The organism is Mucilaginibacter pallidiroseus (genome assembly GCF_007846085.1).
Classification (GTDB): domain Bacteria; phylum Bacteroidota; class Bacteroidia; order Sphingobacteriales; family Sphingobacteriaceae; genus Mucilaginibacter; species Mucilaginibacter pallidiroseus.
In genome coordinates, this window is the sequence record NZ_VOEJ01000010.1 from 1 (window position 1) to 20,100 (window position 20,100).

The 20,100-nt window shown below is 43.0% G+C and carries 19 protein-coding genes and 1 rRNA gene; 8 read left to right on the plus strand and 12 right to left on the minus strand.

The window, feature by feature from the left end; all coding sequences use genetic code 11:
• Positions 1-85 (plus strand): 5S ribosomal RNA (gene rrf / locus FPZ43_RS17525); the annotation flags it as partial.
• Between the two features lie 126 nt (positions 86-211).
• On the opposite strand, the gene FPZ43_RS17530 is transcribed toward rrf, so the two are convergent.
• Together FPZ43_RS17530 and FPZ43_RS17535 are read right to left on the minus strand one after the other, a co-directional pair.
• Positions 212-1,132 (minus strand): helix-turn-helix domain-containing protein, encoded by a 921-nt coding sequence (locus tag FPZ43_RS17530; RefSeq protein ID WP_146383244.1) that lies wholly within the window; start codon positions 1,130-1,132, stop codon positions 212-214.
• An 83-nt stretch (positions 1,133-1,215) separates the two neighbouring features.
• Positions 1,216-2,061 (minus strand): SDR family NAD(P)-dependent oxidoreductase, encoded by an 846-nt coding sequence (locus FPZ43_RS17535; protein WP_146383245.1) that lies wholly within the window; start codon positions 2,059-2,061, stop codon positions 1,216-1,218.
• A gap of 294 nt (positions 2,062-2,355) precedes the next feature.
• Between FPZ43_RS17535 and FPZ43_RS17540 the strand changes: the two genes are divergently transcribed.
• Positions 2,356-3,243 (plus strand): bestrophin family protein, encoded by an 888-nt coding sequence (locus FPZ43_RS17540; RefSeq protein WP_146383246.1) that lies wholly within the window; start codon positions 2,356-2,358, stop codon positions 3,241-3,243.
• Positions 3,244-3,353: 110 nt separating this feature from the next.
• Here FPZ43_RS17540 and FPZ43_RS17545 read toward each other — a convergent pair whose 3' ends face one another.
• Positions 3,354-3,614, minus strand: coding sequence for a hypothetical protein (locus FPZ43_RS17545; protein WP_261381128.1), 261 nt, complete (start codon positions 3,612-3,614; stop codon positions 3,354-3,356).
• A 110-nt stretch (positions 3,615-3,724) separates the two neighbouring features.
• Here FPZ43_RS17545 and FPZ43_RS17550 point away from each other — a divergent pair, with 110 nt between their 5' ends.
• Positions 3,725-7,429 carry an ATP-binding protein gene (locus FPZ43_RS17550; protein ID WP_146383247.1) on the plus strand — a complete coding sequence of 1,235 codons (3,705 nt, stop codon included), beginning with the start codon at positions 3,725-3,727 and terminating at the stop codon, positions 7,427-7,429.
• 6 nt (positions 7,430-7,435) lie between these two features.
• On the opposite strand, the gene FPZ43_RS17555 is transcribed toward FPZ43_RS17550, so the two are convergent.
• Positions 7,436-8,362 (minus strand): helix-turn-helix domain-containing protein, encoded by a 927-nt coding sequence (locus FPZ43_RS17555; RefSeq protein WP_146383248.1) that lies wholly within the window; start codon positions 8,360-8,362, stop codon positions 7,436-7,438.
• 93 nt (positions 8,363-8,455) lie between these two features.
• On the minus strand, positions 8,456-9,220 hold the full coding sequence (locus FPZ43_RS17560; protein ID WP_146383249.1) for an SDR family NAD(P)-dependent oxidoreductase: 765 nt from the start codon (positions 9,218-9,220) through the stop codon (positions 8,456-8,458).
• 31 nt (positions 9,221-9,251) lie between these two features.
• Here FPZ43_RS17560 and FPZ43_RS19370 point away from each other — a divergent pair, with 31 nt between their 5' ends.
• Genes FPZ43_RS19370 through FPZ43_RS17570 form a run of 3 tightly spaced genes read left to right on the plus strand, consistent with a single transcriptional unit; the run spans position 9,252 to position 11,062 of the window.
• Positions 9,252-9,392 carry a hypothetical protein gene (locus FPZ43_RS19370; protein ID WP_186461885.1) on the plus strand — a complete coding sequence of 47 codons (141 nt, stop codon included), beginning with the start codon at positions 9,252-9,254 and terminating at the stop codon, positions 9,390-9,392.
• Entirely contained in the window at positions 9,382-10,122 is a 741-nt protein-coding gene (locus FPZ43_RS17565) for an SDR family oxidoreductase (RefSeq protein WP_146383250.1), read from the plus strand. The genes FPZ43_RS19370 and FPZ43_RS17565 overlap by 11 nt, the downstream gene beginning before the upstream one ends.
• Before the next feature lie 43 nt (positions 10,123-10,165).
• On the plus strand, positions 10,166-11,062 hold the full coding sequence (locus FPZ43_RS17570) for a helix-turn-helix domain-containing protein (protein WP_261381129.1): 897 nt from the start codon (positions 10,166-10,168) through the stop codon (positions 11,060-11,062).
• Positions 11,063-11,080: 18 nt separating this feature from the next.
• On the opposite strand, the gene FPZ43_RS17575 is transcribed toward FPZ43_RS17570, so the two are convergent.
• From FPZ43_RS17575 to FPZ43_RS17585, 3 genes are read right to left on the minus strand one after another with little or no spacing between them, the layout of a single operon-like run.
• On the minus strand, positions 11,081-11,656 hold the full coding sequence (locus FPZ43_RS17575) for a Crp/Fnr family transcriptional regulator (protein WP_146383251.1): 576 nt from the start codon (positions 11,654-11,656) through the stop codon (positions 11,081-11,083).
• 17 nt (positions 11,657-11,673) lie between these two features.
• Entirely contained in the window at positions 11,674-12,030 is a 357-nt protein-coding gene (locus FPZ43_RS17580; protein WP_146383252.1) for a hypothetical protein, read from the minus strand.
• A gap of 56 nt (positions 12,031-12,086) precedes the next feature.
• Entirely contained in the window at positions 12,087-12,878 is a 792-nt protein-coding gene (locus tag FPZ43_RS17585; protein WP_186461886.1) for an alpha/beta fold hydrolase, read from the minus strand.
• 292 nt (positions 12,879-13,170) lie between these two features.
• Between FPZ43_RS17585 and FPZ43_RS17590 the strand changes: the two genes are divergently transcribed.
• Complete coding sequence (locus tag FPZ43_RS17590) at positions 13,171-13,881, plus strand: MarR family winged helix-turn-helix transcriptional regulator (protein ID WP_146383254.1); 711 nt, start codon at positions 13,171-13,173, stop codon at positions 13,879-13,881.
• 26 nt (positions 13,882-13,907) lie between these two features.
• On the opposite strand, the gene FPZ43_RS17595 is transcribed toward FPZ43_RS17590, so the two are convergent.
• Together FPZ43_RS17595 and FPZ43_RS17600 are read right to left on the minus strand one after the other, a co-directional pair.
• Positions 13,908-15,239, minus strand: a complete 1,332-nt coding sequence (locus tag FPZ43_RS17595) for a putative sensor domain DACNV-containing protein (RefSeq protein WP_261381130.1) — start codon at positions 15,237-15,239, stop codon at positions 13,908-13,910.
• Positions 15,240-15,417: 178 nt separating this feature from the next.
• Positions 15,418-16,716, minus strand: a complete 1,299-nt coding sequence (locus FPZ43_RS17600) for an MFS transporter (RefSeq protein ID WP_261381137.1) — start codon at positions 16,714-16,716, stop codon at positions 15,418-15,420.
• Positions 16,717-16,932: 216 nt separating this feature from the next.
• On the opposite strand from FPZ43_RS17600, the gene FPZ43_RS17605 reads away from it, so the two are divergent.
• Complete coding sequence (locus FPZ43_RS17605) at positions 16,933-17,706, plus strand: DNA-formamidopyrimidine glycosylase family protein (RefSeq protein ID WP_146383256.1); 774 nt, start codon at positions 16,933-16,935, stop codon at positions 17,704-17,706.
• A gap of 33 nt (positions 17,707-17,739) precedes the next feature.
• Here FPZ43_RS17605 and FPZ43_RS17610 read toward each other — a convergent pair whose 3' ends face one another.
• Both FPZ43_RS17610 and FPZ43_RS17615 read right to left on the minus strand, forming a co-directional pair.
• Positions 17,740-19,290: a DEAD/DEAH box helicase gene (locus tag FPZ43_RS17610; protein WP_146383257.1), complete on the minus strand. Its 1,551-nt coding sequence runs from the start codon at positions 19,288-19,290 to the stop codon at positions 17,740-17,742.
• Between the two features lie 12 nt (positions 19,291-19,302).
• Positions 19,303-20,037 carry a DUF3891 family protein gene (locus FPZ43_RS17615; RefSeq protein WP_146383258.1) on the minus strand — a complete coding sequence of 245 codons (735 nt, stop codon included), beginning with the start codon at positions 20,035-20,037 and terminating at the stop codon, positions 19,303-19,305.
• Between the last annotated feature and the right edge of the window lie 63 nt (positions 20,038-20,100).

The window sequence follows — 20,100 nt, forward strand, 5'->3', positions numbered from 1 at the left end:
CTCTTCCCATTCCGAACAGAGAAGTTAAGCCCGCCAGAGCCGATGGTACTGCAGTAAAATGTGGGAGAGTAGGTCGGTGCCATCCTTTACTAATCAAAACCCCTTCAATCAAAAGTTGAAGGGTTTTTTGCGTTTATATGGATTTGATAGTCTTAATACCGAAATAAAAATGTGCAGTTTACTGCGCATTTTCTCAAATACCGTGTTTTATTTAATTGAAAGCTTTCCTAAATTCAAGGGGAGATAAATTTGTTTTGGTTTTAAATAGCTTACTAAATGATTGGGAATGTTCAAAGCCAAGCGAGTACGCAACTTCGCTTACACTCAGGTTTGTGGTGGTTAACTTTTCCTTAGCTTTCTCTATTAACTTGTCGTGAATGTGTTGCTGCGCGTTTTGGCCGGTGAGCGAGCGCAGCATATCACTCAGGTAACTTGGCGATAAATTTAATTGGCTGGCGATAGAAGCCACAGTGGGTAACCCTTTATTAGCGGATGCATCGCCAGTAAAAGACTTGTCCAATATTTCTTCCATCTTTTGTAGTAGTGTATTGTTAACCAGCTTACGAGTTATAAACTGTCGTTTGTAAAAGCGGTTGGCATAGCTAAGCATTAGTTCAATCTGTGCTATTACTACATTTTGGCTAAAATCATCTATCCTGCTTTCAATCTCCGTTTCAATCATTTTGAAGATATTCATTATAGTTGCTTTTTCGTCGTCGGACAGGTGCAAGGTTTCATCAGCTGAATAAGAGAAAAAACCGTATTGCTTAATCGTTTTTGCCAAAGGATAGCCTAAGAGAAAATCAGGGTGAATCAATAAAGTGTATTCTGAACAAGCGCTTACATCGTTATCGTTGCCGCCAACTACCTGGCCTGGTGCAGCAAATAGTAATCCACCTTCATCAAAATCATAATAGCCTTGCCCGTATTTTAATTTGCCGGCCAGTTTTGGTTTGTATGAGATTTTGTAAAAACTCAATACATGATTTTGCGCCATGTCACCCAATTGCACCTTGGTGTTGGTACCGTTAAGCAAACTGATCAACGGATGTTTTGGTGCAGGCAAGCCGAAAGCTTTGTGCGCGTCCGACAGCGATGTAAATTTATGCGGAATAGTTTCTTCCTTCTTCATGACATTTTATTAAAGCAAAAATAGCCGATATTATATACAAATATCGGCTACGTTTGCTTATTTGTTAAGTAGTGACCTTGAGATTACTTTATATTGCCTTGTGCTGATGCAGATACCTCTTGCCAGGCTTCCCAGGTTGCCATGCGTTCTGCATAAGCACTTTGCGTCCATGCCAGGTTATTACTGCCGAGGTTAAACCTAAGCGGCGGATTTTCTGAATCAACAACTTTAAATAACGCTTCTGGCGTAGCATTTGGGTCGCCGCGCTCCATTGATTTTAGGCCAGTGAAAAATTGTTCCTTATATCCTCCGTAAATATCCATGCCATTTGCAAACTTCAATGAACCGGGCGATCCGAATTCTGTTGCATAGGCGCCAGGTTCTATTATGGTTACCTTGATACCAAAGTCTTTGACCTCTGCTGCCAAAGCTTCATGAATTGCTTCAAAAGCCCATTTAGATGAGCAATAATAGCCTATTACAGGTAACACAACGTGCCCTAAATTACTTGAGGTTCCCATGATGTGGCCGCTGCCTTGCTCACGTAGAAGCGGGAGCGCCGCTTTTATAACCGCAAGCGTCCCGAAGATATTGGTGTCGTACATTGCTTTCACGTCATCGGCACTTGCTTCCTCAATGGTGCCCACTAATGAGTATCCTGCATTGTTAAGTACTATATCCAGGCGACCGAAATGAGCGTGTGCAGCTGCAACAGCTTTATTCACTTGGTCGGTGTTGGTTACATCTAGCGCTAAAGTCAGTACGTTTTCGCCGTAAATTTCATTAAGAGCGGCAATGCTGTCGAGGTTGCGCGCCGTAGCTGCAACTTTGTCGCCGCGTTTTAACGCTGCCTCTGCCCACACTCTACCAAACCCGCGTGAAGCGCCTGTAATAAACCATACTTTATAAGCGTTACTTTGATTTTCCATTTTTTAACTATTTAAATTGTTATTACAAAAGTCTGTTGCTGCGCTTATTCTGTTGTATGCTAATTGCGGGCATTTGTAATCGTTTTGCGGATGTTTGCTAAGCTATCATATCAAACCGCAAGGATTATTAACAGTGTCAAATTTTGACTATTATTTTTAAAGGATGAGATGCGGTTAATTAAGCCTTAGTTTTTATTCAGCAAAATCAAACCATTTACGCAATTTGCAGTTTACAAAGCTGTTGCAGGATTATAAGTTTTTTATAGTGTGACCTAATTATCCTTAATTCATTATATGCTAATTAAAAAAAGAATATCAATTGTATATTTCTTAAAAACCGTTAAGTGGGACATCATAGCCATTGCCATTTACGCAATACTTGCCGGGGCTTTTGATCATTACGGGATGCTGAGGCAAGTGTCAATACCATTGGCTCTTACTGCGTTTGCCGGTACCGTATTATCATTGTTGCTTGCTTTCCGTACGTCACAATCATATGAGCGTTGGTGGGAGGCGCGTGTGGTTTGGGGGGCTATAGTAAACGATAGCCGCACACTAATTAGGCAGGTAAAGCAGTTTATGCCTAACACTGCAGAGGGATTAGAAGTAGCGAAAGACTTTGCACGTAGGCAGGGTATCTGGTGTTTTGCATTAGGAGAGGCGCTACGTAAGGTTGATAACAGCAGCAGGGTCAAGGCATATTTTGAGGAGCACAAAGTTGATGCTGGTAATAAACCAAACAATATCCTGGACATACATGCTGACGAACTTGCAAAAGCGTGCGACAAGTTTGATGTAAACCCTAATAAACAGGTGCAGATTGATGCTACCATTTCCCGCCTGTGCGACAGTATGGGTAAATGTGAGCGCATAAAAAACACTGTATTCCCCAGAGCTTATAGCGTGTTAATACATTTTTTGATTTATGTATTGATGACATTGCTTCCTTTTGGTTTAGAAGATCAAGGTAAATTGGTAGAAGTTTCACTAACGATAATTGTGCCCACGCTATTTATTATAATTGAGCAAACCGCCATACTGATGCAGGATCCGTTTGAGAACCGCCCGACTGATACGCCGATGACCAATCTTGCTATGTCCATCGAAAATACTTTGATGGAGATGGTAGGCGAAAAGCCGGTTAATAAGATCGAGCCACCGGATACATATTACATCTTGTAGTTTTTAAGCAAAGCTTGAACATATAATAAAGAGCGCCGCAGTTAACTACTACGGGCGTTTTTTTAAGTGTTTATTAAATAATTCCCGAATAACTCCTTCAACCTGGATAGTTATCTTGCTTGTTTACCAGCAACGGCCATGTTTATCAATGCAGCTTTGGTTTCGGACCACTTGTGGATTTTGAGGCCGCAGTCGTGATTAATCCATATATTTTGCGCAGTTAATAAATCGGCCGCTTTAGTCAGTAGCGAAACTATTTCTTCGGGACCGTATCTCAGAGTGCTTGCAGTGAAATCAGGACTGCTGACACGTGTATGTCTGTAACGATTAGCCAGATTACTATGCTTAAATGAGTTAGATATGCACAGCAAAATTATAAAACTAAATATTCTTTTTGAGGTTGGAAGGGATGAGTTATCTTTAGGCGTTTCTCTTCTTCGTTAGCGATGCTGCTGTTGACTTTAACGTTTTTACCATATTAATGAATTCAATTTTATCCGAAAGTACGGAACAGTTCCTTTCCGGCGGTGGCGAAATGGGTAAGCTTATCCGCTCGATGGACTGGTCAACAACTGCGTTGGGCCCGGTTGAAAACTGGCCACAAAGTTTAAGAACGTCCGTAAGCCTTTGCCTGTCTTCCACATTTCCAATTCTGATTGCGTGGGGGCCAGAGACCATACAAATTTACAACGATAGTTACCGGCCTATATGTGGTGCTAAGCATCCCGAGTCGATGGGGATGAATTTTAGGATTTGTTGGGAAACTGCATTAGAAGTTGTTGGCGACGCCTTTAGCCGCGGCGAACAGGGCGAGGGTACATATATAAACGACCAGCGCATGTTTCTGGATCGTTATGGTTATCTTGAGGAAGCCTGGATGACTTTTTCTTTTGCACCCATACGTGATGAATCGGGCGGTGTTGGCGGGATTTTCCATCCTATTACCGAAACTACGGTTAAAATGTTAAGTGCGCGCCGCACACAAGCACTTCGTGATTTAGGTGCAGCCTTAGGTAAGGCTAAAAGCATACAGGATATTGGCGCTATAACTACCGAAAGATATAATGATTACCTGCTTGATATTCCATTTATGCTGGTTTACCAGCTGGATCATCAAACTGATACGGCGAAGCTAATAAGCGCTGCAGGAGTTGCTTCGGGGAATTCTTTAACGCCGGAAACTATTTATTTAAACAACAATACTTTTTGGCCTTTCGCCGAGGTTCGCTCATCCGGTGGGATACTAGAGGTGAAAGAACTGACAACTAAGTTTGGCGATCTTACCTGTGAGCCCTACCCTGAGGCCCCACACAGCGCCATGATTTTGCCTATCCGCATTAGCGGGCAGGATGATGTTTTTGGTTTCATTGTGGCTGGGGTAAGCTCGCGTCGCGCCCTTGATACCGATTATATAAACATGTATGATCAGTTGGCCAATACTTATAATACGGCCGTATCTAACGTTTATGCATATGAGCAGGAACAGAAACGTGCCGAAGCCCTGGCCGAAATTGACCGATCAAAGACGGCTTTTTTCAGCAATGTAAGTCACGAATTTCGTACCCCGCTTACGCTGATGTTAGGCCCTCTGGAGGATATGTTAAGCCAATCTTCACTGCCTGCAAACTTTAAGGCACCTGTTGAATCAACACATCGTAACGCCTTACGGTTATTAAAACTGGTTAATAATCTGTTGGATTATAGCAGGGTAGAGGCTGGTAGGGCGCAAGCAGCCTACCAACCGGTAGACCTAAGCGAGCTAACGGCAGACTTAGCCAGCAGCTTTCGGTCTATCATTGAGAAGGCCGGTATGGAGCTTACTGTTACAACGGGTTTGCGAAGCACTGCTTATGTAGATAAGCAGATGTGGGAAAAAATTGTACTCAACTTGCTTTCAAACGCATTTAAATATACACTTAGGGGGCGCATTGATGTTACACTTTCGCAAGAGGGAAACGCAGCGGTTTTGAAAGTGAAAGATACCGGGGTGGGCATACCCGAAAAAGAATTACCACACATGTTTGAGCGTTTCCACCGGGTCGAAAACTCCGCAGGGCGCACGCATGAGGGCACAGGTATAGGCTTGTCATTAGTAAACGAATTAGTACACCTGCACGGTGGCCAAATAGCCGTTGAGAGTGTTGAGCACGATGGCAGTACCTTTACCGTGAGTATCCCCTTAGGTAAAGCACACCTGCCCCAGGAACATGTGCTTGAAGCATCAAAGGATACCGACTCTGCAGCACTTAAGGGTGCATTTATACAGGAAGCATTCAGCTTGCTTCAGGAAGGCGCTCAAACCGAGCTTGGTGCTGATGCTGCAACAACAACCGGCGATGTTACCGCTCACCAGGATTTTTCAATACCTGCCGATACCTGTATTTTGATAGTTGATGATAACGCAGATATGCGCGCGTATTTAAAACGGTTACTGGAACCTTACTTTACCGTGCAAATTGCATTAAATGGTGCCGATGCATTGATGAAGATTCATGAGATGCAACCGGACCTTGTTTTGAGCGACATTATGATGCCGGTAATGGATGGTAAGGCAATGTTAGAACAACTCAGGTTAAGACCCAACACTTCCCGTTTGCCGGTAATCTTCCTGTCCGCACGCGCGGGCGAGGAGGCGCGTATAGACGGATTGGAAGCCGGTGCAGACGATTACCTTGTAAAGCCATTTTCTGCAGCGGAGCTGCTTACAAAAATAAGGGCACAAATCAAGATTACAAAGGCACGTAGCTACGCCGAACAACAGCTACGCAACCTGATAACCGAGGCACCTGTGGCTATAGCAATTTACAGGGGTAAAGAGCATACTATTGAAATGGCCAACGAGCGCATGTTGCACTATTGGGGCCGCACAGCCACCGAAGTTACTGGCAAAACATTGGTTGACGCTACTCCCGAGCTTGCCACGCAAGGCTTTTACGAAATAATGGATAGTGTATTCAATACTGGTGAGCGCTATGTATCCGGCGAGGTTCCTGTGATTATGATGCGTGCCGACAAGCAAAAAACACAGTATATCAATTTAACTATAGAGGCGCTTAAAGAAGATAACGGCCGCGTTAGTGGCTTAATGGCTGTAGCCGCTGATGTTACCGAACAAGTTGCTGCACGCAAGGAACTGGAAAATATTAACGACACCCTGAAACTTGCCATGGATGCTGCTAATTTGGGAATCTGGCGGTCTGACTGGGGAACAGACAACCTTTTTGTATCAAATATTGGCCGTATCATGCACGGCATCCCATTGGACAAGAGTTTATCTTTTGATGAAACGCTGGAAGTGGTAGTTCCGGAGCATCGTGAGCGTTTTGTGCAAGCCATCAAATCTGCTGTGGACACAAAGGGGCGATTCAGTGAGGATTACCAGATTCAACCATTTCATGGCGGTAAAAGAAAATGGCTAAATTCTACCGGCAAGGTAGAGCTTAACGAGAATGATGAGGTGGTTGGTGTAATAGGCACATTGCTTGATATTACCGAATCTAAAGAAGATAACCAGCGTAAAGACGATTTCATTGGTATGGTAAGCCACGAGCTGAAAACGCCCCTAACATCTATGGGTGGTTACACGCAAATGCTGCAGATGCATGCCAAGCGGTCAAGCGATAAGTTTGCTGAGGAAAAACTTGTGAAGTTGGGCAGCCAGGTTAAAAAGATGACTACGCTTATTAATGGTTTCCTTAACGTATCCCGTTTGGAAGCAGGTAAAATACATTTAAATATCCAGCACTTTAATTTAAAGGAGCTGATCGAAGAAGCGATTGACGAATCACAAAGCAGCACCGGCACTCATGAGCTAACATTTGAGCCATGTGAAGGTGTGACCGTAAACGCCGACCGTGATAAGATCAGCTCTGTACTATCTAATTTGATAGGTAATGCTATTAAATATTCGCCCAAAACTACCATCGTAAATATTGGGGTGACATCAACCGAACACAACATTGTTGTAAGTGTAAAAGATGAGGGTATGGGTATAGATTCGGCAGACCTGGAAAAATTATTTGATCGCTATTACAGGGTAGAGAGTAACCTGATGCAACACATATCGGGATTTGGCATCGGTCTCTATTTGAGTACCGAGATTGTCAACCGACATGGCGGTAAAATTTGGGCTGAAAGCGAGTTGGGTAAAGGCTCTACTTTTTATTTTTCGTTGCCAAAGGCTTAAAAAGTTTTATGTACCTGCAGCTACTGATGCGCGGTATTGTACGGGGGAAACTTTCGTTTTAAGCTTGAACAGCCTGCTGAAGGATTGCGAATGCTCAAAGCCCAACTGATAAGCCACTTCGCTAATAGTCAAGGTTGTTGTAGATAGTAATTCTTTGGCCCGCTCTATGAGTTTTTCGTGTATGTGCTGTTGCGCATTTAGCCCGGTGAGCGATCGCAGCATATCGCTTAAATAGTTTGGTGTATAGTTCAGTTTATCTGCCAGATACTGCACCGTGATTATGCCTTTTACTGCGGGCTGCTGCTCAATAAAGTAATTGTTTAACAAAGTTTCCAATTGCGTTAGCAACGTACCACCTGCTGCATGGCGGGTTAAAAATTGCCTTTTATAAAAGCGCTTCGCATAGCTAAGCAGTAATTCAATCTGAGCAATAACCACTTCATGGCTAAAATCATCTATCCTGCTGTTAAGCTCATCCTGGATGATGGAGAAGATTGCCGACACAGTTGCCCTTTCCTTGTCGGATAGGTGCAACGCTTCATTGGAAGTATATGAAAAAAAGCCATACTGTTTGATCTTTGACGCCAGCGGATACCCCTGTAAAAAGTCCTGGTGAAAGATGAGCGAATAGCCCTCGTTACCTTTGTAAATTGCTGTGCTGCCAACAATTTGATTAGGCGCGGTAAATACCATGCTGCCCTCATCAAAATCGTAATAACCCTGCCCGTATCTGAATTTTCCACCCAATTTACTAATGAAAGAAATTTTATAAAGTGTGGTTACATAACTTACCGGCAGCTTGCTCAAATTAATACTTTCCTCACGTGTATCCAGCAGGGTTATCAGTGGGTGTGTAGGGCCCGGTATATCCAACGTACGGTGAATCTCGGTTATCGAGTCGAGCTTTGTAATTTTTGGCTGGCCGTTTTTCATATCGGAAATTAATAATAAATAACCGGCCGCTGTTTCAGCCGCCGGTCATTTATGGGGTGTAATCTAAGATTGATGTATGGCTAACATTGCTGTTTACCAAGGCATCGGTCCATCGGGCCCTGTAAAGCCGCCGGTCGGGCCATCCGTTTCCAGTGCTACGCGTATAGGTTCGCGCGAGCCAACCTCAAGGCTATCGGTACCCCGGAAATTGTTAAGCGCCGTAGCCGTGTAGCCGGGGCTGGTAGCATTTACTTTTATGCCTTCTTTCTCCAGCTCTAAGGCAAAAGCAACAGTCACCGCGTTCAATGCGGTTTTTGATGCTGCGTAAACAATGCCGAAATGTTCACGGGCCCAGCATTCAGGGTCAGTTATCCAGGTGAGCGAACCAAGACCGCTCGAAACATTCACAATACGTGCAGCAACTGATTGGCGCAACAACGGCAAGGCGGCTTGCGTCATGGCTATAACGCCAAATACATTTGTTTCCCAAACGGTGCGTACCTCATCAAGCGAAACCTTTACTGCTCGGCCGGATGCCATTAGCTCCTCCGGGTTTTTAGGCGCCGTGCCGCCATGAGAAATACCTGCATTATTTACCAGCAAATCCAGTCGGCCATGCGCGTTATTGATGGTTTCGATAGCGGCACTAATGCTTTGCTGACTTGTAACATCCAATTGAATGGCCTTTGCATTTTTACCAATTTCTGTTGCCGCTTTTTCGCCGTTCTCCAATTTGCGTGAGCCTACATATACAATGTAACCGTTGGCTACAAGTGCTTTGGCAATTTCATTGCCTACTCCCTGGTTTGCACCGGTAACCAGTGCGATTTGTTTATTTGATGCTGTTTGATCTTCCATAGAAATAAATGATTAATTAATAAATACAAAAGTGCTTATCATACCTGTGGTTATCGTAACTAAATCAAGGGAAGTTGTAACCAAAACGGCTACACATTTAACCGTAATGGCTACATCTGTAAAGCGCCGTTTTAACAACTTTGCTATCAAATTAATTGATTATGGAAAATAGAATAGCAGGAAAGGTAATAGTAGTTACAGGTGCCGGCAGCGGCATAGGGAAAGCAACGGCAGAACTATTGGCAGGCCTTGGAGCAAAGGTTGTTTTGGGTGCCCGCCGTACAGAAAATATCAGGATGGTAGCAGATACAATTAACCATAGCGGCGGGCAGGCTGCGTTTTTAGCAACCGACATAATTCAAAAGGAAGATTTGAATGCGTTGGTAGGGTTTGCTATTAAACAATTTGGCCGTTTGGATGTGATGATCAATAATGCAGGCATCGCACAGTTACAGCGTATGGAAGAAGTTGATATAAGCGGTTGGGAACAAATGATTGATGTAAACATAAAGGGTACATTGTACGGTATCGCCGCAGCAATGCCCGAGTTTCTTAAAAATGGGTCCGGGCATTTTATAAATATCCTGTCAACCGCAGGGATTGCCATTGTGCCTGCAATGGGTGTTTATGCAGGGACTAAAAATGCTGTACGCACCATAAATGAAGCGCTACGCCAGGAGTCTGAAGGGCGTTGGCGGGTTACAGGTATATCACCAGGTTTTGTGGCATCGGAGTTTGTGAGTAATATAAAGAATGAGGCCATAAGGAGCGCCAGCCAGGCAACTGCAGATAAAATCGCTATCCCGGCTAAAGCTATTGCCGAGGCCGTTGCTTATGCCATTGGCCAGCCCGATATCGTTGATGTAGGAGATATAGTTGTACGGCCAACGGTTCAAGGCTAAAATCTTATGCCTATATTTATTATTAAACAGTAAATGTTGCCAAGTGAACACATTAAGATTTAAGTCGATAACGGATTTGATGCATCGCCTCGGTTTAAAATCACCCGCCAATCCACTTATCGCGCTGGTTAATTACGACCAGGAAAGTGTAAATCTCCGGGATGCAGGCCATTGGTTTGAGCTTGATTTTTACAAGGTAACGTTTAAGAGAGATTTTAAGGGAAGTGTGAAATACGGACCCGGCGCGTACGATTTTAAAGAAGGGGGGATGGCATTTCTGTCACCGGGTCAGGCTGTGCAGATGACAGCGGATATCAACGACTATCAGGGTTACGCTTTGTACTTCCACCCTGGTTTGCTAATGCAATATCCATTAGCACAAAGCATTCATCATTATGGTTTTTTTGACTACACAGTTGCCGAAGCGCTTTTCCTTTCCGAAAAAGAAAAAGACGTTATTGAAGCGCTTTTCAAGGCTATAAGTTTGGAGTTGGCTAACAACATCGATCAATTTAGTGCTGACGTACTTGTATCGCAACTGGAGCTATTACTTAATCACAGCAATCGCTTTTATAACAGGCAGTTTATTACCCGTAAAAATCAGCATCGCGAGTTGATTGCTAAGATAGACGCATGGCTTAGTGACCGTTTTGATGATACGCTTATAAATGGTTTGCCATCACCCCATGATATTGCTGCGCACTTAAATATCTCACAGCGTTACCTATCAGATATGCTTAGGGCGCTTACCGGAAAAACAACACAGCAGCATATACATTTGGCATTAATTGAAAAGGCAAAGATACTGTTGAACCAAACGGATATGACTACTGCCGAGATTGCTTATAGGCTGGGTTTTGAACATCCGCAGTCATTTAATAAGCTGTTTAAGCAACGTACGCACATCACGCCGGTTCAGTATAGGCAACAAGTAAACTAAATATCGAAAAAAAAATCGCTAAAGATTTTTCTCTTTACGCATCATGCTTAAAAAGGCCGCGGTAATGCCAAGATAGCTTGCAATATCCTTTTGGTTGATGCGCTGCTCCAGGCCGGGATAATGTCGCCTGAATTCGAGATAGCGTTGTTCGGCCGTAAGCGATAGGTTTGATGTTACGCGCCGCTGAAACATGTCAAAACCGTTTTGAGTAAGTATGCGGAAAAAACGCTCGAGTTTTGGTATTTGGTTAAACAAGTTTTCTAAGTCGAATAGGGTAAAGCAACACAGCTCCGAATCCTCCATTGCTTGTATGGTGTTGGTGGCTGGCTTGGCCTTAAAGAAACTGGCAATATCACTGGCCCACCAATTTTCGGGAAAGAAGCAAAGGTTATGCTCATGGCCGTCGGTATCTGTATGGAACATTCGCAAACAGCCCTTGTCAACAAAATAAATATGCCTTTCGGTTTTGCCCGGCTGCACAAGCACCGTCCTTTTGTTAACCGCTTGGCGATGCATAGCAGATAGTACCTGCTCCTGTTCCTCAGGAGAAAGTACTACGTGCAATGCTAAGTTGGCTAGCAGTTGTTGAGACATACAGGCAAGTATAGTCTTTATAAATTAATTTGCCTGGTCATTATCAATTTTAGCTCTGCAGTGCCTGCCAGGCGCAGCGGGTTTGCAATGGTATGATAAACCTCACTTTGGGCGATAGAGAAAAAAGCTTCGGCACTTGGATATTCTACTAGCACCACTTCGTCCCATTGGTCGTTATCGTCAGCAATGATATTGGCAACAACCTCACTTACTACTTTAACATCAACACCGTCTATGCCCAGCTGCTTTACTACTTCCTCAAAAGCAGGTATGTATTCTTCGAAATACACCCTTTTGTCTTTAAATTTAATAAGGTTAAGCATCAACACAGGGCCTTGACCTGGTTTGATGTCGGGAAATTTGATGTCTTCCATAAATCAAAGGTCGGTCTATGCTGTCTTAAAAAAGTTCAGGTAGTTGAAGAGTTTAGCTATGCCTTTAAAAATTTTATGATGTGTTCATTCACAACATCTGCTGAGTCGATCTGTGCAAGATGCTTTGCCCCTGCAATGGAGACATATTTAGCCGATGGCAGCTTCTCAGTTATAGTTTGCATGATAATCGAACTCATATCTAACTCGCCGCCAAGCAATAATACCGGCACTTTTATGCCGTTTAAACGTTCATGCATGTCTGTCCCCAAACAGCCTTCCAGCACATTGGCTATGGAGCTACCAACATTTTGACTGGCCTGGGCATGATATAGTTGGTATGACTGGCAACCTTTGGCCGATTTGGCAAACACACCATTTACCAGCGTAGGCCAGCTTGCTTCAAACCAATCAATCATACCCTGCTCGTCTCTTAGCTGGCTCATCCATTCGGCAGCTCCTTTTGTAAATTCCGGTGATGTTGTATCGATGAACGTATTGATCAGCACGGCCTTTTCCACCCGCTGGCTACGCTGACTGGCGGCTATCAATGCCACCAGGCCGCCAAGGGATACACCGACAATACTTACTTTAAAAATGTTCAGCGCATCAAGCAGTGTCCAAACATCTTTAACCAAATCTTTAATAGGAATAGGACTTGCTGCCAGGGTAGATGCGCCGTGGCCGGCCATATCTATAATGATGACCTGGTGCCCTGTTATTAGAAGTGCTTCAGTTTGATAAATCCAATCACGGCCGGAACCGCCCAAACTGTGCAGTAAAAGTACAGGTTTGCCTTTACCCAATACAACATAGTATAGCTTACGGTTATTTATTTGAAGGTAACTCATATTATTAGCTTCGGCTTGATATATCATATTTCTATGGCTATGCTTCCATTCAAGCTCAATTTCCACGTTAACCACTTGTGCCAGAAATGTGCAATCCCATTATGATAACGTTGATAATGCAATATTAAATGTTTAAATTTAAATAATTAAATAAATAGTACGAAAACATTTTAATATTTGGTATTTCATGAGTCAGCTTGATAATTAACGGTATGTTGCTAAGCGCTAATTACAGGAGGCTTCTGCAGTAGTAATATATGCTGAAGTTTAATAACATTTGATAATTTTGGCTATGGATAGGAAAGAGATACTCTTAAAACTGATTTCGGATTTTTGCGATTATGAATCGCACAAGCCTCCAAAAGCAGATCTATCCTATACAGATTTTCTTGGTTACTTAAACGCGCAGCACAGCACCGAACAACAACCCCTGCGCGATGTTTCCGGGCCGGAAGAGCAATGGGTGCAAAAGGACCGTAGTGTTAATGTTGATATAGCTGTTCTGATAATTTTCTTATTCAGGTATGCAGTTTTTTACGGTAAAAAGGCGCTCAAAGGCAGCCCTTTATCAACGCTGGATGAGTTTTCATTCATGATCGTATTGATGACTCACAAGCATCTGACAAAAACTGAACTAATAAATAAACTTATCATAGAAAAAACCTCGGGGGTCGAGGTAATTAAAAGGCTCTTAAAGAACGGCATGTTTGAAGAGCATAAAAACCCTGATGATAAACGCAGCGTATTAGTTTCCCTTACCGAAAAAGGTAAAAATACCGTGATAGAACTTTTACCAAATATGAGATTGCTGGGTGATGTGGTTGTTGGGAATTTAGCTGAAGTAGAGATATCATCACTTTCGTACCTGCTACGAAAATTAGATTATTTCCATAACGAAAACTACGTACAGCACCGCGAAAATGCCCTAAGCGAAATGGTGGCAGATCCCAATAAAAGTCGCGAAGTAACTTCTAAAGATAAGGGGATACAGAAGCCAGAATAAACTTTTTTGGGAGATTAAATAGTCCTTTAAGTACGTCGTTTAAGCTTATTGCTTTTTAAGAATTGCTGCGTTTTAATGTTCTCCCACATAATGAGCTTTTCCTCGATTCGATAAAATGCCCGGATGTCACCGTCTTGCGAAATTACAAGGCCTAAACTGCCTGGATGGTTGTAGCAGTAAGCAATAATGGAGCGGTGCCTGGTACCAAAGTGATTCGGATCAGCCGGGATAAGCGATTTTGGGCTGGCGGTAGCCGTTGGCGACACAAATATCTTTTTTGGCATTCGCCTGGCTTTTAACACTCCGCCAAAACCTTTTGACACCATGTCGCGTGAAAATAGGAGTACCCCATCTACACAGGTATGCGAAGCCAAAAATGAAATACAACCCTTAATTTCGTCCGCAATTTCCTGCTTCGCAAGCAACGACTTGGATTCTTCAACGTACCAGTTCTTGTCAATTACTTTTTTGCCTTCGCTAATGTAATCTTCAATTAAGGTTTCGGCTACGTAGTTATTAATGGTTTCCTTAGCATAATTGCTAATTGCATGCTTAAGCCGGTCGTATTGTACAGTGTACTTGATGTCTATATCATCGTGATTATCTGCAATTAAAATCGCACCACCATGATGATAGTTTTGGATGCGGAGCAGTAACCTGGACAGTGTTTGAATCCAGATACCGTTTAAAAAGCTTTCCCAATCCTCAAAAGTTTCTCCAGTATGTGTTGTCTTTAAAAACGTTCTTAGTTCTGACTTCAACTGGGCGGCATTACCCTTCAATATCTTTGAAATAGGGCCGATTGTAAAAACATCGAGGTAACGGGGGATAAGTACATTTTGCTTCAGGGTTGCCAGAAGTTCATAATCAAACAAAACGTTTAGCGTACCTATATCATTAATGCTAACCTGGAAAAGACCGGGTTGCTCAGAACCTGATTCCGATTCGTAATTGAGGAAGCTTTGGTAATGAATAGCCTGGTCTATCATGCCCCATATAAAAAGCTTGCCTTGCTGATCGTAATAAACAGCAAGCGATGTGCTAGACGGATCTGATGCTTTAGATAACTTAACTAATGATTTGATGCTCAGTTCTATTGGTGTTTCAAAATTGATGCAACTCCAGCGTTCGGCCACAATGTTTCTCGGTGGTTTGGGGTCGGGATTATTAGGATCAATTAGTGTAACGGTCACCATTACCAGGTCGCTTTCTTCTGTGCGCATGCTGGTAAAAAACAGGCACTCAAACAATTCTTCCATCACATTAAGCGGCGGAACGGGCAGCGCAATTTTACTGTGCTTGAGTTTTTCAAACACATGAAATGCGAGGTCTTTTGGTTGAGCGTTAGGCAATGCCATTTTGGTTGTTTAATTGATCACTAGTGTATTAACAGTTGATGTGCTGTAAGGTTGGCTATATATGTTAACGTTATATACGTAAGTTAATCAGAAAATATTTTAGCCCGAGCGTTTAACAGCAAGTTTCTGTACATATTTATAAAATGGTCAGTAAAATGATAACTCTTAATTTATTCATTTAAAGTAACTTATTTTTTATCAATACCGGTTGTATTTGCAATGCCGGCCTTTCAAATATTTTTCGGGCTATGAGCAAAAAGACGATACATCCGCACGCGAAGCCAATGGTTGGTGCATTTACAAATTTCATAGCCCAGCCGGAAATATAGGAACCCATTACATCGCAAAAGTTAACAATAGCCATATAGGCTGTAAACTGCGAACCTTCAATTTTTTTGCGACAAAGCAACATGAGTACAGGCATGGATGCTACGCTGAACATCGGGTCGGCAAAGTTCCAGATGATGAGTCCGGTAACGCTTAGTGGTTTAAATTGCCACAGCAAGCCATAGCTGCTGAAAAGCAGGAGGAACAAACAAATGGCTACCATTACCCATGATTGCAGTTTGGCAGGGCCGAATCTGTCGGCTATCACGCCACCGCTTAGGGTCACTATCAGGGTCGCTATAACGCCCCAGCCACCTTGCAAAACGGAAACGGCATTATCTGCCCAGTGCAAATTATGGATGAGATGAAAGGAAAATGCACGTATAAAGATGCTGATGCAAGTGTACACTACCGCAATCTCGCCAAAGGTTTTAAAGTTGCTTAAATCGGTTATGGCCTGGTATAATTGTTTAAAAAGCCAGCGCAAGTTTGGGTTGTCAACCCTTGCTAACGCGGGTGCTTGGACTTTGCTTCGGCCTTTAAATGAAATCATCAAACTGTCGCTTTGGTCGAGTTTTATGCAAAACGTAACCAGCGTCATTAACAGTAATAAAACAGATTGCGATAAAGCGGCATAAAAGAAGCCGTAATAATGCATTACGGTTGATAACCCGGCCGACCCTATGGAAATACCCAACAAGTAGCCGCCGCGCATAAATGCATTGACGCGCCCACGCTGTGTTTCGGGCACTATTGATATAGCAATAGCATCAACACTGGCATCCTGCACGCTGGCAAAGTTGCTGTGCATAAAAAACAATACCGACATTAAGGCGAGCTGATTAACCGGATCATTAATTAACAATAAGCTTAATGAAGCTATGGATGCCAAAAGCTGCGTGAGCACTACCCAATGTTTACGATGCCCGATAACCGAAAATTGGTACCTGTCTATAATTGGCCCCCAAATAAATTGGATGATCCACGGAGCGCCCACTATAGCTACGAATGACCCAACAGATTGCGATGACAGGCCTTTGCCTGCCAAATAATTTGCCACAGCAGTAAGCGCAAAGCCTGAGGGAATGCCCTGCATTATGTATAAATAGAAAAAAGTAAAATACCGGAGCGCGGCACTTTCCTTTAGCACAGGGAATTTAATTGGCAAAACTTTGGATTAAATTGGTGTCTTAGGTATAGATATCGGATCTTAAATTAACAAAATCCGCGCACCTTTTTATTCATCATTCAAATAATCATTAGATGATTTAAGAATATCCTGTAAAACAATGTTGACGCTTATCCTTTGTATCGCCGGCAAAACAGAAATAATATTAATCTGTAGTAAGATAAATTAAAAATCACCATGGCTGAACTACCTGATCTTACCGTATTTGCCGACATATTATCCCGAAAGTTTACGGGACAAACAGTTGAAGAAATAACTATAACTGAAGCGCGGAAACTTAACGTAAGCGCCGATAAGTTAAAAACTACCCTGGAAGGTAAAAAGTTAGAAATGGTAACAAGGGAAGGTAAAACGCTTCAATTCCATTTTGCGGGCGGGGAGGCGTTGGGCCTGCATTTAATGCTGCGCGGCGAGTTAGTTGACCTGGAAGCCGATGAAACGCCCAGGTTTCAGGTTATGGCGATGCGATTCGATAATGGTAAAGGCTTTGCAGTAGTAGATCTGCAAAAACAGGCAACCCTGACCTTGCAGCCGCCACCATTAAATGTACCGGATGCATTGGCAATGGATGGTGAATACTTTGCAGATCTGCTCTCGAAAAAGCGAACATTAATTAAAACCTTGTTGATGGATCAAAAATTGGTGCGGGGTATAGGTAACTCTTATGCCGATGAAATTTTATACCATGCCGGGATCTCGCCATTTTCCGTCGCGAAATCGATCCCTGCAAACCGGGTATCAAAGCTTTATAAAAGCATCGCGGATGTACTCAACAAAGCCGTAAAACAAATTGCTGAAGCCAATGACGATGAATTACGAGGCGAGCTGAAAGACTTTATGACTGTTCATAGCCCCAAACTTAAAACCACCGCAAAAGGTGAAGCAATAAAGACAGAAAAAATTGGCGGCCGAACCACCTATTATACTGATGCGCAGGAACTGTATATGTAATACAGCCTGCACATTTAATGTTATATGGACAAATTATGCCGATAATGGCATAGGATTTTCGCGTTGCTTACGCTGCATAACCTTGGTTATGATAGTTTTAAGCTTGCTGTTGTAATCTTCTTTGAGCCAGTCGGTGTAGTTTTTGGTTACTTTGCCAAGGCATTTGCCATACTGCTTTACGCGCCATTCAATTTCTTTTTGCAGCTCATCAACCAATTGCAATGCTTCTGATATCGACTCACTGTTTTCCATACACATTACAGCATGCTGCCTGATAGCATCGCGCAGCACAATTTTTCCTTTTTGGTTACTATCAATAGCCTGCTGGTAAGCTCCCTGGATATCAAAACTCATTGATAGCGTGTTTGGAAATTTAGCCTTTAAATCAGCAGGTATGGCGTGTTGCTCCGCTGTCGATTGTGCATGCAGGCTCTCGGCAAATGCTTCGGGGCGCTCAAATATCAATTGCCAATCCATCGGTTTATGCCACTCGCCAAAGCGGTCGGTATTGTTACCAAGGTCGATAATGGTGAATGTTTTTTTGTTAGGTAAACGCCTGGATCCGCGTCCAATCATTTGGTGGTATAACGTCACAGAGGTTGTAGCCCTGTTCAAAATAACCGTTCGTACCGAAGGCTCATCAAAGCCAGTGGTTAATATCGAAACAGATGTAAGGATTGCATTGCTGGTTTTTTTAAACCACCTTAATATTTCAGCCCTTTCCGCGGGCGGGGTATGGTTATCCAAATGCTTAACAGCGTACCCTGCATCGCTAAACATTTGGCAAACGTTTTTCGATGTAAATATCCCGTTATTAAAAATCAGCGTTTTCTTATTCTTGGAATGTTCTTCGTAGGCGTGCAGCAAAAGTTCCATCATTGCAGGCGAAGAGTATAGCGCATCTGATGTGCTTATGGTAAAATCGCCATTTATACCCGTTTTGAGCGAGGCCAACTCAACGTCGTAGCGCCAGTTGGTTGGCTTAGCCAGGTATCCCTGGGCAATCAGGTTTTCAATACTTTCGCCAACCAGCAACTCGTGGTAATTTTTATACATTGGCGTATCTGCATTGGAGCTGAATGGTGTTGCGGTTACTCCAATAATATATGCATTGGGAAACTTTCCAAATAGCTTTTGAAATGAATTATGGTGCGCCTCGTCAATTATCACCAAGCCAATGTCATTTGTGTTCATCAAGCCATCTTTAATACGGTTGCGCAAGGTTTCAACCATCGCAACAAAACATGTGCAACACTCTTTGGATTTTAGCTGTTTCACCTTGCTGTTAATGACCTTATTGGGTACGCCAAGCTTTTTTAAAGTTGCCGAAGTTTGCGCACAAAGCTCGGTACGGTGAGTTAGCACAACTACACCTTTATTATAGTGGCTAATAAAACGCTTCGCTATCTCTGAAAAAATGCGTGTTTTGCCGCCACCTGTGGGTAGTTGGTGAAGTACGCGCTTGTCTTTGGTAATTTGAGATAGCTTGTCAAATAACGCATCTAAATCGCGCTGCTGATAAGGATAAAGGTCGCTTGCAGTTTTTTTAGATTCGGACTGTATTGTGTTGAATATGGTTTTCATCAGGTGAATGTGCTAATTGTTATTTTTTTTAAAGCTTATCGTTCTGGTTTGTCGCGTGCAGTTTTGATAAGCCTTTTTAAACTCATCGTCGCTCTTGTAACTTAATTGCGGTAATAGGCAATATTCATAGTAAACATCAAAATGCTCTTGTTCAAAAGGCCAGGGCTCAACGGTTAATGTGGCCTGATCAAGCGCTTTAAGCCGGTGCATTTTTCCGTCAGGGCCTTTGCTTATTTCTATCGATCGGCCCTCGGGCTGGCTTTCGTTTTTACAAAGCAGTAATGACAATGCATCGCACCACTCCAGCAAACGGTAGTCATGTTCCAACTGTTCGGCCGAGAGATCAAGGTGTTTAAGCCATTTATTTCGCTGCGCTTTTTGTTCTTCTATGAATTTTTTTACATCCTGTTTGTTATCTGCATTGCCTTCACATAAAAAATGCAAGTGCATGGATGATAGCAGGGCAATGTAAGTGCTCTTGTTGTAGGCCCGGGTCATTGTATCAATGCAATGCGCATATTCCATTTTCCGCATCGAAAAATCTACAGGGCCGCCCTGACTGGTAAGCAAATCGATGCATTCAAGTTCCGTTTGTGCGTCATCGTGCTCTGCAACGGCTAATAAGGTTTCTATCCAACGCTCGGTACGCACCTTGTGGTGCCAGGCGTTTGCAATAGCTGCCGCCAACAAGCCATGCGCACGTTGCGAAACAATTTGCCAACCCAATGCCGTGTAATTGACGATCATAGTAACATTATTGATTTAAATTTTGAATCTGTTTTATAGCGGAAAAATGCCCTGGTTGATTGA